At 57.3% G+C, this 18,797-nt stretch carries 18 protein-coding genes; 12 read left to right on the top strand and 6 right to left on the bottom strand.

Going from position 1 to position 18,797, the window contains the following annotated elements; all coding sequences use genetic code 11:
* Positions 1-10: 10 nt before the first annotated feature.
* From FMM72_RS13245 to FMM72_RS13260, 4 genes are all read right to left on the bottom strand, one after another.
* Positions 11-445: a hypothetical protein gene (locus tag FMM72_RS13245; RefSeq protein WP_160208844.1), complete on the bottom strand. Its 435-nt coding sequence runs from the start codon at positions 443-445 to the stop codon at positions 11-13.
* A 200-nt stretch (positions 446-645) separates the two neighbouring features.
* Positions 646-2,232 carry a S1C family serine protease gene (locus FMM72_RS13250; protein ID WP_162221687.1) on the bottom strand — a complete coding sequence of 529 codons (1,587 nt, stop codon included), beginning with the start codon at positions 2,230-2,232 and terminating at the stop codon, positions 646-648.
* A gap of 147 nt (positions 2,233-2,379) precedes the next feature.
* Complete coding sequence (locus tag FMM72_RS13255) at positions 2,380-3,852, bottom strand: sensor histidine kinase (RefSeq protein WP_160208842.1); 1,473 nt, start codon at positions 3,850-3,852, stop codon at positions 2,380-2,382.
* A gap of 126 nt (positions 3,853-3,978) precedes the next feature.
* Positions 3,979-4,671, bottom strand: a complete 693-nt coding sequence (locus FMM72_RS13260) for a response regulator transcription factor (RefSeq protein WP_160208841.1) — start codon at positions 4,669-4,671, stop codon at positions 3,979-3,981.
* 354 nt (positions 4,672-5,025) lie between these two features.
* Here FMM72_RS13260 and ychF point away from each other — a divergent pair, with 354 nt between their 5' ends.
* The 6 genes from ychF to FMM72_RS13290 all read left to right on the top strand — a co-directional run bounded on the left by ychF (position 5,026) and on the right by FMM72_RS13290 (position 9,849).
* On the top strand, positions 5,026-6,123 hold the full coding sequence (gene ychF, locus FMM72_RS13265; protein ID WP_162221688.1) for a redox-regulated ATPase YchF: 1,098 nt from the start codon (positions 5,026-5,028) through the stop codon (positions 6,121-6,123).
* Positions 6,077-6,799 (top strand): immunoglobulin-like domain-containing protein, encoded by a 723-nt coding sequence (locus FMM72_RS13270; RefSeq protein ID WP_162221689.1) that lies wholly within the window; start codon positions 6,077-6,079, stop codon positions 6,797-6,799. The genes ychF and FMM72_RS13270 overlap by 47 nt, the downstream gene beginning before the upstream one ends.
* A gap of 522 nt (positions 6,800-7,321) precedes the next feature.
* On the top strand, positions 7,322-7,546 hold the full coding sequence (locus FMM72_RS13275) for a hypothetical protein (RefSeq protein WP_160208838.1): 225 nt from the start codon (positions 7,322-7,324) through the stop codon (positions 7,544-7,546).
* The gene (locus tag FMM72_RS13280) at positions 7,539-7,847 is read left to right on the top strand and encodes an RNA polymerase sigma factor (RefSeq protein ID WP_162221690.1); all 309 of its coding nucleotides are present in this window, start codon (positions 7,539-7,541) and stop codon (positions 7,845-7,847) included. Before FMM72_RS13275 ends, FMM72_RS13280 begins: the two co-directional genes overlap by 8 nt.
* Positions 7,848-7,943: 96 nt before the next feature.
* The gene (locus FMM72_RS13285) at positions 7,944-9,110 is read left to right on the top strand and encodes an isocitrate/isopropylmalate family dehydrogenase (RefSeq protein WP_162221691.1); all 1,167 of its coding nucleotides are present in this window, start codon (positions 7,944-7,946) and stop codon (positions 9,108-9,110) included.
* Positions 9,111-9,192: 82 nt separating this feature from the next.
* Positions 9,193-9,849, top strand: a complete 657-nt coding sequence (locus FMM72_RS13290; RefSeq protein ID WP_162221692.1) for a redox-sensing transcriptional repressor Rex — start codon at positions 9,193-9,195, stop codon at positions 9,847-9,849.
* A 47-nt stretch (positions 9,850-9,896) separates the two neighbouring features.
* On the opposite strand, the gene FMM72_RS13295 is transcribed toward FMM72_RS13290, so the two are convergent.
* Both FMM72_RS13295 and FMM72_RS13300 read right to left on the bottom strand, forming a co-directional pair.
* Positions 9,897-10,388 carry a gamma carbonic anhydrase family protein gene (locus tag FMM72_RS13295; RefSeq protein ID WP_162221693.1) on the bottom strand — a complete coding sequence of 164 codons (492 nt, stop codon included), beginning with the start codon at positions 10,386-10,388 and terminating at the stop codon, positions 9,897-9,899.
* 9 nt (positions 10,389-10,397) lie between these two features.
* Positions 10,398-10,889 carry a deoxycytidylate deaminase gene (locus tag FMM72_RS13300; RefSeq protein WP_160208818.1) on the bottom strand — a complete coding sequence of 164 codons (492 nt, stop codon included), beginning with the start codon at positions 10,887-10,889 and terminating at the stop codon, positions 10,398-10,400.
* A 121-nt stretch (positions 10,890-11,010) separates the two neighbouring features.
* Between FMM72_RS13300 and rsmA the strand changes: the two genes are divergently transcribed.
* The 6 genes from rsmA to FMM72_RS13330 all read left to right on the top strand — a co-directional run bounded on the left by rsmA (position 11,011) and on the right by FMM72_RS13330 (position 18,736).
* The gene (gene rsmA / locus FMM72_RS13305) at positions 11,011-11,868 is read left to right on the top strand and encodes a 16S rRNA (adenine(1518)-N(6)/adenine(1519)-N(6))-dimethyltransferase RsmA (RefSeq protein ID WP_162221694.1); all 858 of its coding nucleotides are present in this window, start codon (positions 11,011-11,013) and stop codon (positions 11,866-11,868) included.
* Positions 11,869-12,209: 341 nt separating this feature from the next.
* Positions 12,210-12,932 (top strand): ClpP family protease, encoded by a 723-nt coding sequence (locus FMM72_RS13310; RefSeq protein ID WP_160208816.1) that lies wholly within the window; start codon positions 12,210-12,212, stop codon positions 12,930-12,932.
* Positions 12,929-13,135 (top strand): YlzJ-like family protein, encoded by a 207-nt coding sequence (locus tag FMM72_RS13315; RefSeq protein WP_160208815.1) that lies wholly within the window; start codon positions 12,929-12,931, stop codon positions 13,133-13,135. The genes FMM72_RS13310 and FMM72_RS13315 overlap by 4 nt, the downstream gene beginning before the upstream one ends.
* A 39-nt stretch (positions 13,136-13,174) precedes the next feature.
* Positions 13,175-14,047: an undecaprenyl-diphosphate phosphatase gene (locus tag FMM72_RS13320; protein WP_160208814.1), complete on the top strand. Its 873-nt coding sequence runs from the start codon at positions 13,175-13,177 to the stop codon at positions 14,045-14,047.
* Positions 14,048-14,125: 78 nt separating this feature from the next.
* Positions 14,126-16,819 (top strand): FtsK/SpoIIIE family DNA translocase, encoded by a 2,694-nt coding sequence (locus tag FMM72_RS13325; protein WP_243157815.1) that lies wholly within the window; start codon positions 14,126-14,128, stop codon positions 16,817-16,819.
* 66 nt (positions 16,820-16,885) lie between these two features.
* Positions 16,886-18,736 carry a YgiQ family radical SAM protein gene (locus tag FMM72_RS13330; protein ID WP_160208813.1) on the top strand — a complete coding sequence of 617 codons (1,851 nt, stop codon included), beginning with the start codon at positions 16,886-16,888 and terminating at the stop codon, positions 18,734-18,736.
* The last annotated feature ends 61 nt before the right edge of the window (positions 18,737-18,797 follow it).

Here is an 18,797-nt window from a genome sequence, read left to right on the forward strand (position 1 = left end):
TTTTGAAGGTTCATACGATCGTATTCACAATATCTTTGTGGTATTCCCGGCCGGCGACCTCATGCAGCTCGCCTTTTTCCGTAACAGTAAAAAATGTAACGTTGCGCAGGGTTTTCCACATCCGGACAAGAATCGATTTCTCATCGTTCGGCATACCTGTAATCGCGTTGATCACCTTGTTGTCGCGGATAAAATGCGTGATGGCGCTCTGCGGATTGTCAGAAAATTCGACGGTCATCTGCGCGCCGTATTCCTTGGCGACGCCGAACAAATGCTCCAGCGCGGCCGGATTTGTACAGACGCCATCCCGCATCACGCTGAGCACAAGAAGGTTTGTTTTTGACAAATCTGCGATCACGCGCGCGGCTTTGATGATGCGTTCGCACGCGAACTGATCGGTCACAAGAACAAGCGTATGATAAACGGACGGCTGCTGCTGTTTCATAGCGGTCTCCTTTAAAGCGTTGCAATTTTTGCGGCGTGCGGCCGCGGCCATTTCCATAGATACAGTATACACCAAAATTGTAAACAAATTATGATTTCGCGGCTGTTTTTTCAGATTTTAAAGGCATCCGCCGGCGAACGGACAAGGGCCGGTCCCACGCCGCACACGGCGCGGGACCAGCCCTATGCAGGGGGAGGATATCAGCCGAAAAAGCGGTTGAAAAAGTCTTCCATATCGTTATAATATTGATCCTCAGACGGCTGCTGTTCCTGCTGCGGAACCTGCTGCGTCTGAGGCTGCTGCGCAGCGGTATCGCCCATATCCTCCATCAGTGCGACTGTGATGTTAAAGAAACGGCCTTCACCATTCGGACGCTGGCTCGGACGATAGACCTCAAGTTCAACTGTATCGCCGGGCTTTTTGTCCTTGATCACCTCCGACAAATCGCTGGTTCCGGCAATTTCCGTACCGTCGACCTTGGTAATGATGTCGCCGGGCACGACGCCCCTGCTGGAGATATCGGAGCCTTCCTCGGTCGACTGGACCAGCAGTCCGGTGGGCACATGGTTGAGGCGCGCAAGCACCTCGTCAACTTCGACCGCATAGATGCCCAGACGCACACGGCCGGTCACTCGGCCATAGGCGATCAGATCGTCGACGATCTCCTTGGCCTGGTTGGACGGAATCGCAAAGCCCATGCCCTCCGCGCCGGTCGCGGCGACCTTGGCGGAGTTGATACCGATGACCTGGCCGTATTCATTGACGAGCGCGCCGCCGGAGTTGCCGGGATTGATCGCCGCGTCCGTCTGAATCAGATCCGTATAATGTGTGACGGCCGTGCCGTTCTGGCCGCCGGCAGTCACCTCGCGGTTGAGTCCCGAAACAATGCCCTGCGTCGCGCTGCCGGCAAACGCCATCGACTGCGGATTGCCGATCGCAAGGACCTTTTCGCCCATCTTCACCTGGCCGGAATTGCCGAACACCGCGGCGGGCAGGCCAGCCGCGCCGATTTTAACGACAGCCAGGTCCGTCTGCGTGTCGCTGCCGACAACGCGGCCCTCATACGACGTTCCGTCGCTTAGCTGTACGGTAATGCCCTTGGCGCCTTCAATCACATGGGCGTTCGTCACAATGTATCCGTCCTCACGGATGATGATGCCGCTGCCCATGCCTTCCGCCTGATAATTCTGATAATTGACGTATGTGGTGATCGCTACAACGGAAGGCGAAACCTTTTCAATAATCTGCTCGCTCGTCAGCTTGCCGTCCGGGAGCGTCTCCTCAACGGTCTCGGGCTTATTCTGAATTGTAATGCCGGGCAGGTTGTCCGCCGGTACCTGGAGCGTCGGCCCCTCCGCCGACGGTGCGGGCGGCGCGGAAGCCCGGCTCAGGGTGCTGTAAATACCGATCCCGGCAAAGGAAACAAGCGAAATGACCAGCACGGAACCCAGGATGACGCCGAACACCATCAAACCGCGGCGGCGCTTTGGTTTCGCGGCGCCCGCCGCCTGTTCATATTCTGAAAAATTCCACTGATACGGCGTCTTTCCATGCGCGTCGCGTCCGTCGCGGCTCTGCCAGCCGTCGCTGGCCGAATACTGCTGCGGCGGTAAAGGCGCGCGCGGGGACTGCCCGCCCGCATCGGAGTAGTAAGGCGGACGGTAATCGCCGGAGCCCTCCTGCGGCGGCACATTCCAGACATGCCCGCCGTTTACATCGCGCGCGCCATTGTCCTGCCGGTTTTGCTCGTCCGGCGCGTTTTGATTTTGATCATAATTATCATTCATAGATCGTCAGACCTTTCCGGATTATTTTTGATGAATCGCTTTGTTTTCTGACGTTAGTATACCGGAAAATTGTTAAGATAAAATAGACGCGGTTTGAAAAGATTGCTGAAATCCGTTGAAGTGATTGTGAATACAGGTTCTAAGCTTTTACATTTTTCCGCCGCCGGCAACGATCGCCGGCTGCGCCTTTTTTCCTTTCTGCGGCTTTGGAATCGAAAAAACAAATTCACAATATTCCCCTTCGACAGAACGCACAACGATATCGCCGCCGTGCAGATTGACAATGGAACGCACAATATGAAGCCCAAGCCCCGCGCCGCCCTTTTCGCGGCTGCGCGATTTATCCGTTTTGTAAAACCGGTCGAAAATATGCGGGATCTCATCTTTGGCGATTCCGTCGCCGCTGTTTTTAATGCCCACATAGGTATACGCATCGTCGTCGCGGTAGCTGACCTCGATATAGCCGTGCCCGTTGCAGAACTTGACGGCGTTTTCGATCAGGTTATAGACCACCTGGTGGATGAGATCCGGGTCGGCCTCGACCATGACCTTGCCGTTATCCAGGCCGCGCACCTCGATGCCCTTCTCCTCAAGCGGCTTTTCAAAGGTAAACACCGTGCGGATGACCGTCTCATTGACATCAAACAGATCAGGCTTGATCTGTAGTTCCCCCGCTTCAATGCGCGCAATATTGAGCATCGAGCGCACAAGCCGCGAAAGGCGCTTGACCTCGTCGGAGACGATGTGCAGGTAATCGTCGCGCTTTTCGGGCGGTATGGTCCCGTCGAGAATTCCGTCGATAAAGCCGGCGATCGTGGTCATCGGCGTGCGCAGCTCGTGTGAGACATTGGCCGTAAACGACCGGCGCGTCACCTCCGTGGTTGCCAGGGAGGTCGCCATATTGTTAAACGAAATCGCCAGCTTCCCGATCTCATCGTAGCTCTCCACAGGAACGCGCGCGGTGAAATCGCCCTTTGAAAACGCCTGCGTGGCCGCGACCATTTTGCGCAGGGGCCGCACCAGATCGGCCGTGATAAAATAAACGGCCGCAAATGCGAGAATCAGGACAGCCAGGGAGCTTACGACAAACATCTTGAGGATTTCCGATAAAAACACCATCAGCGTGCCGGCCGGGGCGGACGCGAAGATCACAGCCGCCGGGACGCCCTCCTCTGTTGAAACGGGAATGCCCACAGTGTAATGCCTTTCATCGTACAGGCCGCCCATCCTTCCAAGTTCCTGATACTCGCCCTTGGAAACAGCCGCTTCAATGATCTTTTGGGGGATGATGATATCGTTGTAACCGCCGCCTGTTCCGCTGGTCAGCATCTTGATCGAACCGTCGATCCCCACGAGATAGACGTCCGCCTCGATCGCATCGGCAACGATGCGGTATCGCGGCAGCACCTTGGCCACCGTGACCCCCTGGTACCGGTTCTCACGAAAATCGGAATAAGTCAGCTCCGCCGCCTGCTGCGCATTGTGTTCCAGCAGGCGAAAGCGGTCCTGCTTAAAATACTGCGTCGCAAACGCAAGCAGCACCGCGCCCAGAATTGTGATGCTGAGCAGGATGATCGCCGCCACTGTGATAAAATGTTTACTGAACAAGGTTTTCTGCATGGAACGCTTCCTCTCCGGACGGCCGGCGGTCAGACGCCTTTTCGGAAAGCGCCCGATAACGAACCGGGTTCGTTATCGGGCCGCCGTCCTGATTTTGGGCTGTCTGAACAGTCTGTCAGGCAAGCCCTATTCCTTCACTTCAAATTTATATCCGACGCCCCAAACCGTTTTGAGCGTCCATTGGTCGGACACGCCTTCAAGCTTTTCGCGCAGACGCTTGATGTGTACATCAACCGTGCGGCTGTCGCCGTAGTACTCGAATCCCCACACCTCGTCAAGGAGCTGGTCGCGTGTGTAGACGCGGTTTGGATTGCTGGCCAGATGATAAAGCAGCTCAAGCTCTTTTGGCGGCGTATCGACGACGCGGCCATCGACCTTCAGCTCATACTTTGTCATATTGACAACAAGCTTGTCATAGGCGACCTCCTTGACATCGTTTTCCGCCGAGGATTTGCTCGCGCGGCGCATGATCGCCTTGACGCGAGCGACAATCTCCTTGGGGTCAAAGGGCTTTACAACATAATCGTCGGAGCCAAGCTCCAGGCCGAGCACCTTGTCGAATGTTTCGCCCTTTGCCGTAATCATGATGATCGGGCAGTCCGATTTTTTGCGGATTTCGCGGCAGACCTGCCATCCGTCAAGCTTGGGCATCATGATGTCGAGCAAAATCAGATCCGGCGCTTCAGCGGCAAATTTGGTGAGCGCCTCCTCGCCGTCGTTTGCAATTGAAACCGTATACCCGTCCTTTTCAAGATAAAGGCGCAGCAGCTCACAAATATTGCGGTCGTCGTCACAGACCAGAATTTTTCCGATTGACACGGCGCTTCCCCCTCGTTGTTGCCGGGCCGCGCGCCAAAAAGCGGCGCCCCTTCCTGATTTTTTCAGCAGCCGGCTTCACAGCGCGGCTCTTCAAAACTCCTTTTTATATCCTACCACGATTATACAATAAAATCACCTCTTTTGGTGAATATTTTTTGAACGGGACATGCACGCGCCGTTAATTGCGCCTATGCTTGCCGCATGGGGGATTTTGGTGTATAATGGGATCGGCTGCGCGGCCGTCAATCACCGTTTTCGGCTTGTTCCCCGGCACGGGAATCATAGCGTCCTGTTATTTTCAGCCGCAGTGCGCCATCAATATACGCCATCCGGCGCTCTGGAGGGTAAAAATCCATGAAATTAGGCATCGTCGGGCTGCCCAATGTCGGCAAGTCCACCCTGTTCAACGCCATCACCAACGCGGGCGCGCAGTCCGCAAACTATCCGTTCTGCACCATTGAGCCAAATGTCGGCATGGTTGCTGTCCCCGACAGCCGCCTCGACGCGCTCGCCAAACTGTACGATCCCGATAAGTTCACGCCCGCTGTCATCGAGTTTGTCGATATCGCAGGTCTTGTGCGCGGCGCGTCCAAGGGCGAGGGATTGGGCAACAAGTTCCTTTCGCATATCCGCGAAGTCGATGCGATCGTCCACGTCGTGCGCTGCTTCGAGGACGGAGAAATCGTCCATGTCGACGGCGAGATCGGCCCGCGCCGCGATATCGAAACAATCGGGCTTGAGCTTATTTTTTCCGATATTGATATCGTCGACCGCAAGATCGACCGTTCGCTCAAAGCCGCCAAGGGCGGGGATAAGGCGCTCGCCGCACAGGCGGACACGCTGCGCCGCCTCAAGGCGCATCTGGAGGAGGGCAAGCCGGCGCGCAGCTTTGACTGTGACGGGGAGGAGCGCGCCGCGCTCGACGACATGCCCCTTCTTTCGGCCAAGCCGGTCATCTATGCCGCAAATATGAGCGAATCTGATTTTACATCTGGTATAGAATCGAACAAATTCTACAAAGAAGTCGAGGAAATCGCCGCGTCCGAGCACGCCGAGGTGCTGCCGATCTGCGCAAGGATCGAGGAAGAGATCACCGATATGTCGTCTGAGGACAAGCTTTTGTTTCTCGAGGAAATGGGGCTGCATGAATCGGGACTTGACCGTTTGATAAAAAAGAGCTACGACCTGCTCGGGCTGATCTCCTATCTGACCGCCGGCAAGCAGGAGGTGCGCGCCTGGACAATCACAAAAGGAACCAAAGCGCCGCAGGCCGCGGGCAAGATCCATTCCGACTTCGAAAAAGGCTTTATCCGCGCTGAAATTGTCTCATTTGACGAGCTGATGGCGTGCGGTTCGATGGCCGCCGCCAAGGAAAAAGGGCTTGTCCGTTCGGAGGGCAAAGACTATGTCATGCAGGATGGCGATGTCGTCCTGTTCCGGTTCAATGTTTAAGCTGCCGCGCGCCTTGGGCGCGCTGCTGCTCTGTACGGTTCTTTTTACCGGCTGTGCGGCGCACAACGGCGGCGCGGGCGCGGTTTCGTCCGCCCCGTCCAGGTCCGGGCAAAGCGAGCCGCCTGCGCCGGGCGCGACCAGTTCCCTTCCTTCAGCCTCCGGACCCGCTTCAGCCGGGGAAAAGGAGCTGTTTTTGCCCGAAGCGGCAAACGATCGGTTCACAACGGTCATTGGCCTGCCAGGTGCGAATGGCGGCGGTACGGACATTCCCCCGCCGAAAGACGGGTTGTCCCTTCCGGAAAGCGCCAGCGCGCAGGGCAGCGTTGACGCGCGCGCCGCCAATCGTTATCCGGTCGGAACGACGCAGATTGAGCTGATTGTTACAAACAATTCGGAAAGCGGTCTGCTTTACACACATGCGTTTGATATCCGGCGTCTGGAGGACGGACAGGTTATTCCGCTGACGCCGCGCACAGCCGTTTCACAGCCGGACGAGTCGCTGATCCTGCCTGCCGGCGAAACGGTCACGCTCCAGGTCCCGCTCGACATCTATGAGGAGCCGCTCACAGCCGGGACATACATGGCTGTACAGCTCGCCTGCTTTACAGATACAAACGGCCAGGCGCTCGCCTGCACCGGTATCGAAGCCTCCTTCGAGCTTTTCCAGCCTTTTTGAAAAAAGGCTTCGGCGAAAAACTTCATACCTTTTTTGAAAAAAGGTATGCCAAAAAACTTCATACCTTTTTTGAAAAAAAGGTATGCCAAAAAACTTCATACCTTTTTTGAAAAAAAGGTATGCCAAAAAACTTTAGTCGGCTGCGCCGCGAACAGTGGGGCAGCTCCCAACATTTTTACAGGCTGCGCCGCGAACAGCAGGGTAGCTCCCGGCATTTTTACAGGCTGCGCCGCGAACAGCGGGGTAGCTCCCGGCATTTTTACAGGCTGCGCCGCGAACGGCGGGGTAGCTCCCGGCATTTTTACAGGCTGCGCCGCGAACGGCGGGCCAGGCTTGCGCCCATCCCGTTACATCCGCTGCATATAGTCCCATTAAATGAACAGTTGGTTGCGCGCGTCATTCCACTTTCAGCGGCGTGAGCCGCTTTCGTTGCCGTGCGTCTTTTTGCATGTTACTTTGGAGATAAGAGGGGCATTGCCCCGGAAAGAAAAAGATGTCCAAACATGCAAAAAGGGGGATTTTATGCATTTGATCAGCTTATCCGAGGAGTACCGCACGGCGGCGGACGCCCTTTCCAAGCGTCTCGCGGAACTGCGCGCGCTCCTTAAAACAGCGCGCGGAGACGAGGCCTTTTCGCTCCAGCGCCGCATTGAAACAATGCGCGCCGAGCTGACCGACCTGCGCGCTGTACGCGCCTATCTGCTTCATTATTATGAGCCGGGCGAAAGGGGGGGCCGCCTTGTCTGAACGGTCCGGGGAAGGCTTTTTTCCCGCGGACTTTGCAGGCTCACTGTGGGAGGAGGCCGGCGGCGACAACTCAGCCATGCGCGCGCGGTACGCGCGCTTTGCCCGCAGCGCGGTGCGCTGTCTGCCAAAGAAACAGCGCACGGTTGTAGAGCTGTATTTTTTCGAAAAGCAAAGCCGCAGCGCCATCGCGCGGCAGCTTGGCGTTCATCCCTCGACCGTCGGCCGCCGTCTGGCCGCCGCACAGGGCGCCATGCGGGAAATGGCGGCAGTCTGTATGGACGCCGGTTTATTTCTCACCTGATGCGGGCAGGCAAATTTCCCCTATTGATTGACAATTGATACTAGCTGTTATAAAATGTCATAATAAGCTGTTTGTTCAATAAACCAACAGGGGGAAATGCAATTGGAACAGAAAATCAAAGAAGCTGCTGAAAAATTCGCGGCGCTTGTGCAGATGCAGCTCGAGCGCAACGAACGGATCAAAGCTGAAAAGGAATTTACAGATTACAAAAGTCTTGACAAGATCATCGTCGGCGTCTGCGGCGGCGACGGCATCGGTCCCATCATCACAAACGAAGCGGCGCGCGTGCTGCGGCATCTGCTTGCCGGCGACGTAAAAAGCGGCAGGATCGAATTTCGCACGATCGACGGCCTGACAATCGAAAACCGCGCGGCGCAGCGCAAGGCCATCCCGGACGACGTGCTCGCCGAGCTGAAGAAGTGTCATGTGATTTTAAAGGGTCCCACCACAACGCCGCGCGCCGGAGATCCCTGGCCGAATGTTGAATCGGCAAACGTGGCTATGCGCAAGGAGCTTGATCTGTTCGCAAACGTGCGCCCTGTCAAGGTGCCGGGCGAGGGTATCGACTGGACCTTCTTCCGCGAGAATACCGAGGGCGGTTATGCGGTCGGTTCACGCGGCGTCAATATCGACGATGAACTGGCGTTTGATTTTGTCGTCACCACGACCGAAGGCACCGAGCGAATCGCACGTCTGGCATATGATTACGCGCGCAAAAATCATAAAAACCGTGTTTCGATCATCACAAAGGCCAACATCATTAAAACGACCGACGGTAAATTCCTCAAGCTCTGTCAGCAGATCGGAGCGGAATATCCGGAGATCACAACAGACGACTGGTACATAGATATCACGACGGCCAAGCTGATTGACCAGAAACGCCGCCGCGACTTTCAGGTGTTTGTTCTTCCAAATCTGTACGGCGATATCATCACCGACGAAGCGGCTGAATTTCAGGGCGGCGTCGGCACGGCCGGCAGCGCCAATATCGGCAAACGCTACGCGATGTTTGAGGCGATTCATGGCTCGGCGCCGCGGATGATTTCGGAAGGCCGCGGCCAATACGCCGACCCCTGTTCCATGCTGCGCGCATCCGTTCTGCTGCTCAGCCACATCGGGTATCAGGAGCAGGCCGACAAGCTCGAGCGCGCGCTCGATATCTGTATGTATGAGGAAAAGAAGATGGCCGTCACGGGGCGTGATACCGGCTGTACCTGTGAGGAATTCGGCAATTATGTTATGGATACGGTCGCGCGCCTGTAAAAAACGGCTGTGTTTTGCGCGCGGCCTGATATGTGCGGGTCTGTATATACGCCGTCAGGACGCGAAAGGAAGGTGATTCTGATTGCCCAAGCGTGAAGGCGTTTCATTGTCTGTAATCAAGCGGCTGCCACGATATTACCGCTTTCTTGGAGAGCTGCTAAACCGCGATGTCACCCGTATCTCCTCGCGGGAGCTTGCCCAGATGATGCAGCTTACCGCATCCCAGATTCGTCAGGATTTAAACTGCTTCGGCGGGTTTGGGCAGCAGGGTTATGGCTATAATGTGGCTGCGCTGCATAAGGAAATCGGTAATATCATGGGGCTGGGCCGCCATATGCCAATGATTTTGATCGGCGCGGGCAACCTTGGGCGCACCATTGCGCGCCACATGGATTTTGAAAGCAGCGGCTTCCGGCTGATCGGAATTTTTGACAACAGTCCGCATATCGTCGGTCAGACGATCCGCGATCTTGTCGTTCGCGACGCTGCGGGACTTGAGGACTTCTGCCGCGCACACATGCCGCGCGCTGCCGTGCTGTGTATCCCCAAGGAGGTCGCCTTTGAGACGACGCAGCGCCTGATGGAACTGGGCGTCAACTGTTTTTGGAACTTTTCCCATTACGATCTGTCGCTCGATTTTGAAGGCGTGATCGTTGAAAACGTCCATCTGGGCGATAGTCTCATGACCCTGTCCTATCAAATCAACGAGGCGTATCCGGAAACAGAAAATACAGATTGATTGGGCACTATAAAACAGAGGGACCGGATGACCCGGTCCCTCTGTTTTTACAATCGTTTTGAAAGCGCGACATAATGCCTGGCGGAATCGGCGTTGGCTTTTATCTCCTCCTGCGTAAGCGGGCGGCGTGCACGCGCGGGGCTGCCGAGCGCGAGCATACCGTCCGGAATGACGGCGCCCTGTGTGACAAGCGCACCGGCTCCGATTATACAGCCGCGGCCGATTTTCGCGCCGTTGAGAATAATCGCGCCCATGCCAATCAGCGTGCCGTCCCCGATTTGGCAGCCGTGCACAATCGCTCCGTGACCTACGGTGACGCCGCTGCCAATCACGGCCGGAAAACCGCTGTCCGCATGGATAACGGCGCAGTCCTGGATATTTGTGCCCGCACCGATTTCAATGCGCTCGACATCGCCGCGTACAACGGCGTTATACCAAATAGACGCATGTCCTTTGAGCGTCACATCTCCCAAAACGACTGCGCCCGGCGCAACATGCGCCGTTGGAGCAATCCGGGGCGTATTTTGTCGTTGTTCCATCCGCGTCCCTCAATAATTGGACATACCGTGCAGCGATTCGTCGTTCTCGATCCACTCCGACGAAACATCCAGGATCCTGTAATGTTCCCTGTCGTCGCGCACAATCACCGTCGCTATACCGGCATTGATAATCAGGCGCGTGCACATGGAACAGGGGCACGCATTTTTCACATAACTTCCATCAGAAACCTCGCGTCCGACAAGATAGAGTGTCGCGCCAAGCATTTCGCTGCGCGCGGCGTGAATGATCGCATTCATTTCAGCGTGTACGGAACGGCACAGCTCATACCGCTCGCCGCGCGGGACCTTGAGCCGCTCGCGCGTGCAGTAGCCCATATCAGAGCAATTTTCACGGCCGCGCGGCGCGCCGACGTAACCTGTTGAAACAATCTGGTCGTTGTTAACGATGATTGCGCCAAAATTGCGGCGCAGGCAGGTTCCCCTCTCCGCGACGGTTTCAGCGATATCGAGGTAATAATTGATCTTGTCCCGTCTTGTCATCTTTCTCCACATCCTTTATAATAAGCAAATGGCTTTCTGCTGTTTTTCCTATTTTACGCTGTTTTCATGTATGGCGCAACTGTTTTTTACGGCGTCTCATATAGAAAGGGGACCGACTGCAATGGACAACCTGACCAATATCGGCGTGATCCGCGATGTGCTTGGGCGGCATGGTTTCACATTTTCCAAGGCACTTGGACAGAACTTTCTGATTAATCCAACCGTTTGCCCGCGCATGGCCGAGCAGGGCGGCGCGCGGCCGGGCGTTGGCGTCCTGGAGATTGGCGCGGGCGTCGGTGTGCTGACCGCCGAGCTTGCGCGCCGCGCCGACCGCGTTGTCTGCGTGGAAATCGATGCGCGCCTTTTACCGGTCCTTGCAGAAACGCTCGCCGGTCTTGACAATATAAAAATCATCAACGCCGATGTTTTGCAGGTGGATTTGCATACATTGATCGCCGAACAGTTTGCCGGGCTGGATGTCGTCGTCTGCGCGAACCTGCCCTATTATATCACATCGCCGGTTATCATGGCGCTGCTCGAACAACGCCTGCCCGTCCAATCGGTCACGGTCATGGTCCAAAAAGAAGCCGCGCAGCGGCTTTGTGCGCCGCCTGGTACACGCGGCGTAGGCGCCGTGTCGGTCGCGGTGCGCTACTTTAGCGAGCCGCATATGCTTTTCGCTGTTTCACGCGGCTCGTTTCTTCCTTCTCCGGATGTCGATTCCGCCGTGATCCGCCTGGATATCCGCAGTGCGCCGGCTGTCGATGCGGGCGAACCCGCTGTTTTTTTCAAGGTGGTGCGCGCGGCCTTTTCCATGCGTCGCAAGACGCTGCTCAACTGCCTTGCGGGCGGTCTCGGCCTGCCTAAGGACGATACGGCCGCGCTGCTCACGCGCGCCGGCGTGCCGTGCGGCGCGCGGGCGGAACAGCTCTCCATGGAGCAGTTTGCCGCCATTGCGCGCGCCATGCAGGCGGGTTGACGGCGCAAAAGCCGGACCGCCTGTTCTGATTTCAATCTCCGGCGGAGTGTGTTGGCTCTTGTCCGTCAAGGGCAAAGATGCTATAATATGCGCAGGGCAAACGCTGCAAAGCAGCAGGCCGCATATGTTACACCACAGCTAAAACCGGCTTTGCCGGTTTTACTGCCGCAAAGCGGCAGGCAAGTCCGCAAGGGCTTGCTGCTGTGGTATCATATTACAGACAGGACCATGGCGCGGGCGGCCTGCTTCGTCAGCGGGCCGCTTCTTTCTGCGCAAGGCATAACGGGCGAAGATTTGTCAATGCTAGAATCGTTACCAGTCTGATAGGGAGGGGAAACGATTTGAAAAAGCTTGACAACAGCCAGCCGGATACGCCGCAGGACGCTCCTGACGAATTTGAAACCGGCTCGCCCGAGCAGACCGATCAAATCATTCAGATCGGCGGCGTCACCGCCAGCAAGGGCAAACACGTCATCCACTGCCTGACCATCATCGGCCAGATTGAGGGGCATTATATTTTGCCCGCACAGAACAAGACAACCAAATATGAGCATGTAATCCCGCAGCTTCTCGCTGTGGAACAGGATCCTGAAATCGAAGGGCTGGTCGTCATTCTCAACACCGTCGGCGGCGATGTCGAGGCGGGGCTTGCAATCGCGGAGCTGCTCTCCGGGATGCGCAAACCGACCGTTTCGCTTGTGCTCGGCGGCGGCCATTCCATCGGCGTACCGCTCGCCGTATCGGCGCGGCGCAGTTTCATTGTGCCGTCCGCTACAATGACCGTCCATCCGGTGCGCATGAACGGGCTTGTACTCGGCGTGCCGCAGACGCTCTCATATTTTGACCGTATGCAGGAGCGCATCGTCAAATTTGTAACAGATAACTCACGCATTTCGCCTGAACGCTTCCGGCAGCTTATGATGAACAAGGATGAGCTGGTCATGGATGTAGGTACTGTACTCGATGGACAGGCGGCAGTGGACGAAGGGCTGATCGATTCGCTCGGCGGCGTCTCCGATGTCATTGCAGCACTTTATGAGATGATCGAGGGGGATGTTAAATGATCCTGCATACGATTATTCCGCCCGAACAGATCTTTCCTGGCGACGCGCCCCAGGGCAGCGAATGCCGCCGTATGCATAACAACTTTATACAGGGCGTAAATATGAATGGAATCTTTACTGTCTCACGGCTGATTTCCACCGATCCAAAGCTGTATCTTGATCCGCGTTATGCCCCCGGCGGGCGTATCGGAAAGCAGAAATGACGGGACGCCTGCGGCGCCCCATACATAAGGAGCCCGATTATGAGTGTTTTTGAAGCGTTCTTCCAAGGTTTGATTCAGGGACTTACAGAGTTTCTGCCTGTTTCCAGTTCAGGACATCTATCCCTGTTTCAGTATTTCACCGGCAACAACAGCGAAACCGGCTTTGTCTTTTCCATCCTGCTGCACGCCGGTACGCTGATTGCTGTATGTATCGTATTCTGGCGGACGATCGTCAGCCTGATCACCGAAGCGTTTTCTCTGATCGGCGATCTTTTTTCACGTCGCTTTTCCACACGCGATATGCGTCCCGAGCGGCGTATGCTTCTGTTTTTGCTGTTGTCGGTCTGCCCGTTGTTTTTGATGGTGCTGCTCAAGGACTGGATCTCCGCATTTTCCACGGATAATGATGTCACAGTAGAGGGACTCTGTTTCCTGTTCACCGGCATCCTGCTAACCTGCGCCTCGCGTCACGACCGCGGACGCAAGGACGCTTCCAATATGAAAGCGAAGGATGCGGTCGCCATCGGTGTGGCGCAGGTTGTGGCGACGATGCCGGGTATTTCGCGTTCCGGCTCAACAATCTGCACCGGTATGCTGTGGGGGCTGCGCCGTGAATTCGCTGTATCTTATTCCTTTATCCTTGGCATTCCCGCCGTGCTCGGTGCGATTGTGCTTGAAATTCCTGACGCCGTTTCCGAAGGGATGACGCTCCCGCTGCCCGTGATCCTGACCGGCCTGATCAGCTCCGCGATATTCGGCGTGCTGGCCATCAAGCTGGTTCAATGGGTCGTCAAGGGCAATAAGCTGCGTTATTTCGGCTGGTATACGCTTGCGCTTGGCGCGGCTGTACTCATCATTGGAACAATTGACAATTTTACCGGCCATGCGATTCAGCAGTTTTTGATCGGCTGAGTCCAAGCCGGCTTTCTACCCTTTCGGCTGCCGGCAAAACGCCTGATCTGCCGGCAGCCCGTGTTTGAGGAGGTTATCATGGCAACAAAACCAAAATCCGGTTCGCGCGGCAAAGGCGGCAGCGCCGCCGCGCGCAAACACAATGCCGCTCAAAAGCGCGCCAGACGTCAGATGCAGGCTGTGATCCTGTTTGCAACCGGCGTGCTGGCCGGCGCGCTTACGCTCATTCCCGGCGCCAGCGTCTGGAATTGGCTTCACAACGCCCTGTTTGGCCTGTTTGGCTGGGGCGCAATCTTTGTGTGCGTTCTGCTGATCTACATAGCGGCTCTGCTTACGATGGACAAGCCTGTCAAGGGGCGCGCCTGGATGGGCGGGTTTTTAATCCTGTTCTTCTGCGCGGCGCTCCAGATCTTTGTGATGGGTATGCCCCAGTCCGCTGATGAAAATATCCTTGAGATCCTTGTTGAATGCATTGTAGCGGGCATTGACGTCAAAAGCGGCGGCCTGGCCGGCGCTCTGTTCGGCGTGCCGCTGCTCAAGTTCTGCGGTAAGATCGGCGCGGGCATTATCATCGTGCTTCTGATCTTCGTGTTCCTGATGCTGACGACCGGCGGCACGCTGATTGGCATCGTCCGGGCGGCGCATAAGCCCGTGCAGAAGATCGGCGAGACATACGCCGACCAGATGGAGCGCCAGGAGCAGCGGCGCGCCGCCCGCGCGGCCGCGCCGCCAAAACCGGCGCGCCAGCGCAGGCCGGCGCGCATTGATATCCCGCTTGAGAGCGAGGATCGCACGGGCGCCGCGCTGACTCCGGCCCAGCCGGAGCCGGCCGCAGAAGCGGCCCCGGAGCCTGCGGCTCCGGCAGCGGCGGCGCGCGCGGATGCGCCGCACCATCCAAAGCCTTCGATCGATATCCCGCTGGACGAACCGTTTGACCCGGCCCGGGAAGCCGGATTTTCCCTGATGACGGCCGACGAGGCGATGCAGTTTGTCGCCGCTCCGGAGCCGTCGATCGATGAGCTTGTGACAAGGGCCGCGACTGATACGGGGCGCTTCTCCTTCTCCGCCGAAGAAACGCCCTCCTTTGACAGCTTCACCATGCCGGAAGAACCGCACAATGACGCTGTATCCGGCACTGCAATCAATCTGCCGCCGATTCTCGACGATCCGCCGGATGAACTGGACGCCATGCCTGAGGACCCGTCCCCGGAGACTGCCCCATGGGACGAGCCGGGGCAGGAACAGGAGCATGCCCCGGCCCCTCCCGCCGAGGCAGCGCCGCCGCCCGCGCCGCCCGCCTATCGCAAACCGCCGCTCTCTTTGCTTCATGAGGCGCGCCGCACGAGCGAATCGGATGTCACAGAGGAGATGAAGGCAAATGCGCAGCGTCTCGTCGATACGCTCGCGTCGTTCGGCGTGCAGACGCGCATCGTTGATATTTCGCGCGGTCCAGCAGTCACGCGGTATGAGCTTCAGCCATCGGCCGGAGTCAAAATCAGCCGGATCACAGGTCTTGCCGACGACATCGCCCTCAATCTCGCCTCGGCGGGCGTGCGCATCGAAGCGCCGATTCCCAACAAGGCCGCCGTCGGCATCGAGGTGCCCAATAAGGTCGTCAGCGCCGTTTCCATCCGTGAAATCCTTGATGCGCGCGAATTTTCCGAGGCGAAAAGCAAGCTGTCTGTCGCGCTTGGCCGCGATATCGCGGGCAATGTAACGATAGCCGATATCGGCAAAATGCCGCATCTGCTGATCGCCGGCTCGACCGGCTCCGGAAAATCGGTGTGTATCAATTCGGTCATCATTTCCCTGCTCTTTAATTCGACGCCCGACGAAGTCCGTTTTTTGATGATTGATCCGAAGGTCGTTGAGCTTGGCGTCTATAACGGCATTCCGCAGCTGCTCGTTCCAGTCGTCACCGATCCGAAAAAGGCCGCCGGAGCGCTGTCATGGGCTGTTACTGAGATGCTCAAGCGTTATAAGCTGTTTGCCGATCATTCCGTGCGCGATCTGAAATCGTTCAACCACCTCGCCGAGCGCACCGAGGGTATGGAAAAAATGCCGCAGGTTGTCATCATCATCGACGAGCTGGCTGATTTGATGATGGCTGCGCCGAATGAAATTGAGGATTATATCTGCCGTCTGGCGCAGATGGCGCGCGCCGCCGGGATGCATCTGATCATCGCGACGCAGCGTCCCTCCGTCGATGTCATCACCGGCGTCATCAAAGCGAATATCCCCTCGCGCATCGCCTTTGCCGTGTCGTCACAGGTTGACTCACGCACCATTCTCGACATGGGCGGCGCGGAAAAACTGCTCGGCCGGGGCGATATGCTGTTCAGCCCGGTCGGCGCGCCCAAGCCGATCCGTGTGCAGGGCTGCTTTGTCACCGATGAGGAGATCGAAAGCGTCGTATCGTTTATCAAAAACGATTCGTCCGCCGCATATGACGAATCAATCGTCCAGGAGATCGACAGCCATGTTGTCGCCGGGAAAGGCTCCAAGGGCGGCGGCGCGGCCTCTGAAAACGCTGATTCCGACAGCAGCGAGGATGAAATGCTCATGCCCGCGATTGAATGCGTCGTGGAAGCCGGTATGGCGTCGACTTCGCTTTTGCAGCGACGCCTCAAGCTCGGCTATGCGCGCGCCGCACGGATTGTCGACGAGATGGAATCGCGCGGCATTGTTGGCCCGTTCGAGGGCAGCAAGCCGCGTCAGGTACTTATTTCACCGGAACGCTGGGCTGAAATGAAGCTGAACCGCCAGGAATAAATCTCCCGGCGATATACAGGCAGGGCCGCCGCATACGCGGCGGCCGTTTTTTTAAGGAGGACGTTTATGTTTTTACCCCTGACGCCGCAGGAAATGCAGGCGCGCGGCTGGGAGCAGGCCGATTTCATCTGTGTAACCGGCGATGCATATGTCGATCATCCAAGCTTTGGGATTGCCATTGTATCGCGCCTGCTGGAATCGCTCGGCTATAAGGTCGCTATGATCGCGCAGCCTGTCACGGACAATGACTATATGCGTTTTGGCGCGCCAAAATACGGCTGGTGGGTGACAGGCGGCAACATCGATTCCATGGTCGCGCATTACACGGCCGCCAAACGGCGCCGGTCGGACGACGCCTACACGCCCGGCGGCCGCGCGGGCCGTCGTCCCGACCGTGCGGCGACCGTTTACTGCCGCAAAATCCGCGCGCTGTATCCAGACGCGCAGATTGTGACCGGCGGGCTTGAATCCTCCATGCGCCGTTTCGCGCACTACGACTACTGGTCCGACACGGTCATGCCCTCTATCCTTGTGGACAGCGGCGCTGATCTGCTCATTTACGGCATGGGTGAAAAGCAGACGGAGCTGATTGCGCGCGCCCTCGCGGACGGTGTGCCGGCGCGCGCGATTCGCTGCCGCGGCGTCTGTTATCTCACAAATCAGCTTGATCTGCCCACCGACGCCGTATCAGTCGCTTCTTACGCCAAGGTGCGCGACAATAAACTCTCTTTCGCCAAAGCGACGCGCACGCTTATGGATGAACAGGACGCTGTGCGCGGACGCAAAATCATTCAAAAGCAGGCCGACGATGTATTTCTTGTCCAGACCGAGCCAATGCCGCCGCTCACAACCGAGGAGCTTGACGCCGTGTTCGCCCTGCCCTTCGAGCGTATGTATCATCCCTCCTATGAGGCGCAGGGCGGTGTCGACGCGATCAAGGAGGTCGAATTTTCAATTATGCACAACCGCGGCTGCTTCGGCGGCTGCAACTTCTGTTCCATCGCCTTTCATCAGGGGCGCGCCGTCACCTGCCGCAGCCATGAATCTGTCGTCGCGGAGGCCAAACGCTTTGTCAAAAATCCGCGCTTTAAAGGCATTATCAGCGACGTTGGCGGCCCGTCGGCCAACTTCCGTCACCCCTCCTGTCAAAAGCAGCTCACAAAAGGGCTTTGCGCCGGCCGCAAATGCCTTGCGCCGGCGCCGTGCCCGGCGCTGCGCGCCGACCATGGGGAATACCTCTCCATCCTGCGCGAGCTGCGGGAGATTCCAGGCGTCCGCCGCGTATTTGTGCGTTCCGGCCTGCGTTACGACTATATGATGCTTGAGAAGGACGACACTTTTATGCGCGAACTGCTTGAGCACCATGTAAGCGGTCAGCTCAAGGTCGCGCCGGAGCATTGCAGCGCGCATGTACTCGACTGCATGGGAAAACCGCACATCGAGGTTTACGAGCGGTTCGCCAACCGCTTTTACCGCCTGACCAAACAGATCGGCAAGGAACAGTATCTCGTCCCCTATCTGATTTCCTCGCATCCGGGCTCGACACTGCGTGACGCGGTCAATCTGGCGGTGTTCCTCAAAAAACACCGCATCCGTCCGGAGCAGGTACAGGACTTTTATCCCACGCCTGGCAGCATCTCGACCTGTATGTTCTACACTGGTCTCGACCCTTACACGCTCAAAGAGGTTTTTGTACCGCGCGCCCCGGATGACAAAAAGCTTCAGCGCGCGCTGCTGCAATACTATAAGCCCGAAAACCGCCGCCTGGTTGAAACAGCGCTGCGCCGTGCCGGCCGCACGGACCTGTTCGCCTTCTTCGGGCTGGCCTGCGCCGCGCCCGTCCCGGACAAAACAGGCAGACGGCCGAAAGCGCCGCGGACCGGCCATACTCCAAAGGGCCGCAATATCCGCCGCTAAATAAAAAAGCAGGCCGCGCCAGAGCGCGGCCTGCTTTTTTATTTTACCCATACCGATCTTA

The sequence above is a fragment of the Anaerotruncus colihominis genome, assembly GCF_010206195.1.
Classification (GTDB): Bacteria; Bacillota; Clostridia; order Oscillospirales; family Ruminococcaceae; genus Anaerotruncus; species Anaerotruncus colihominis_A.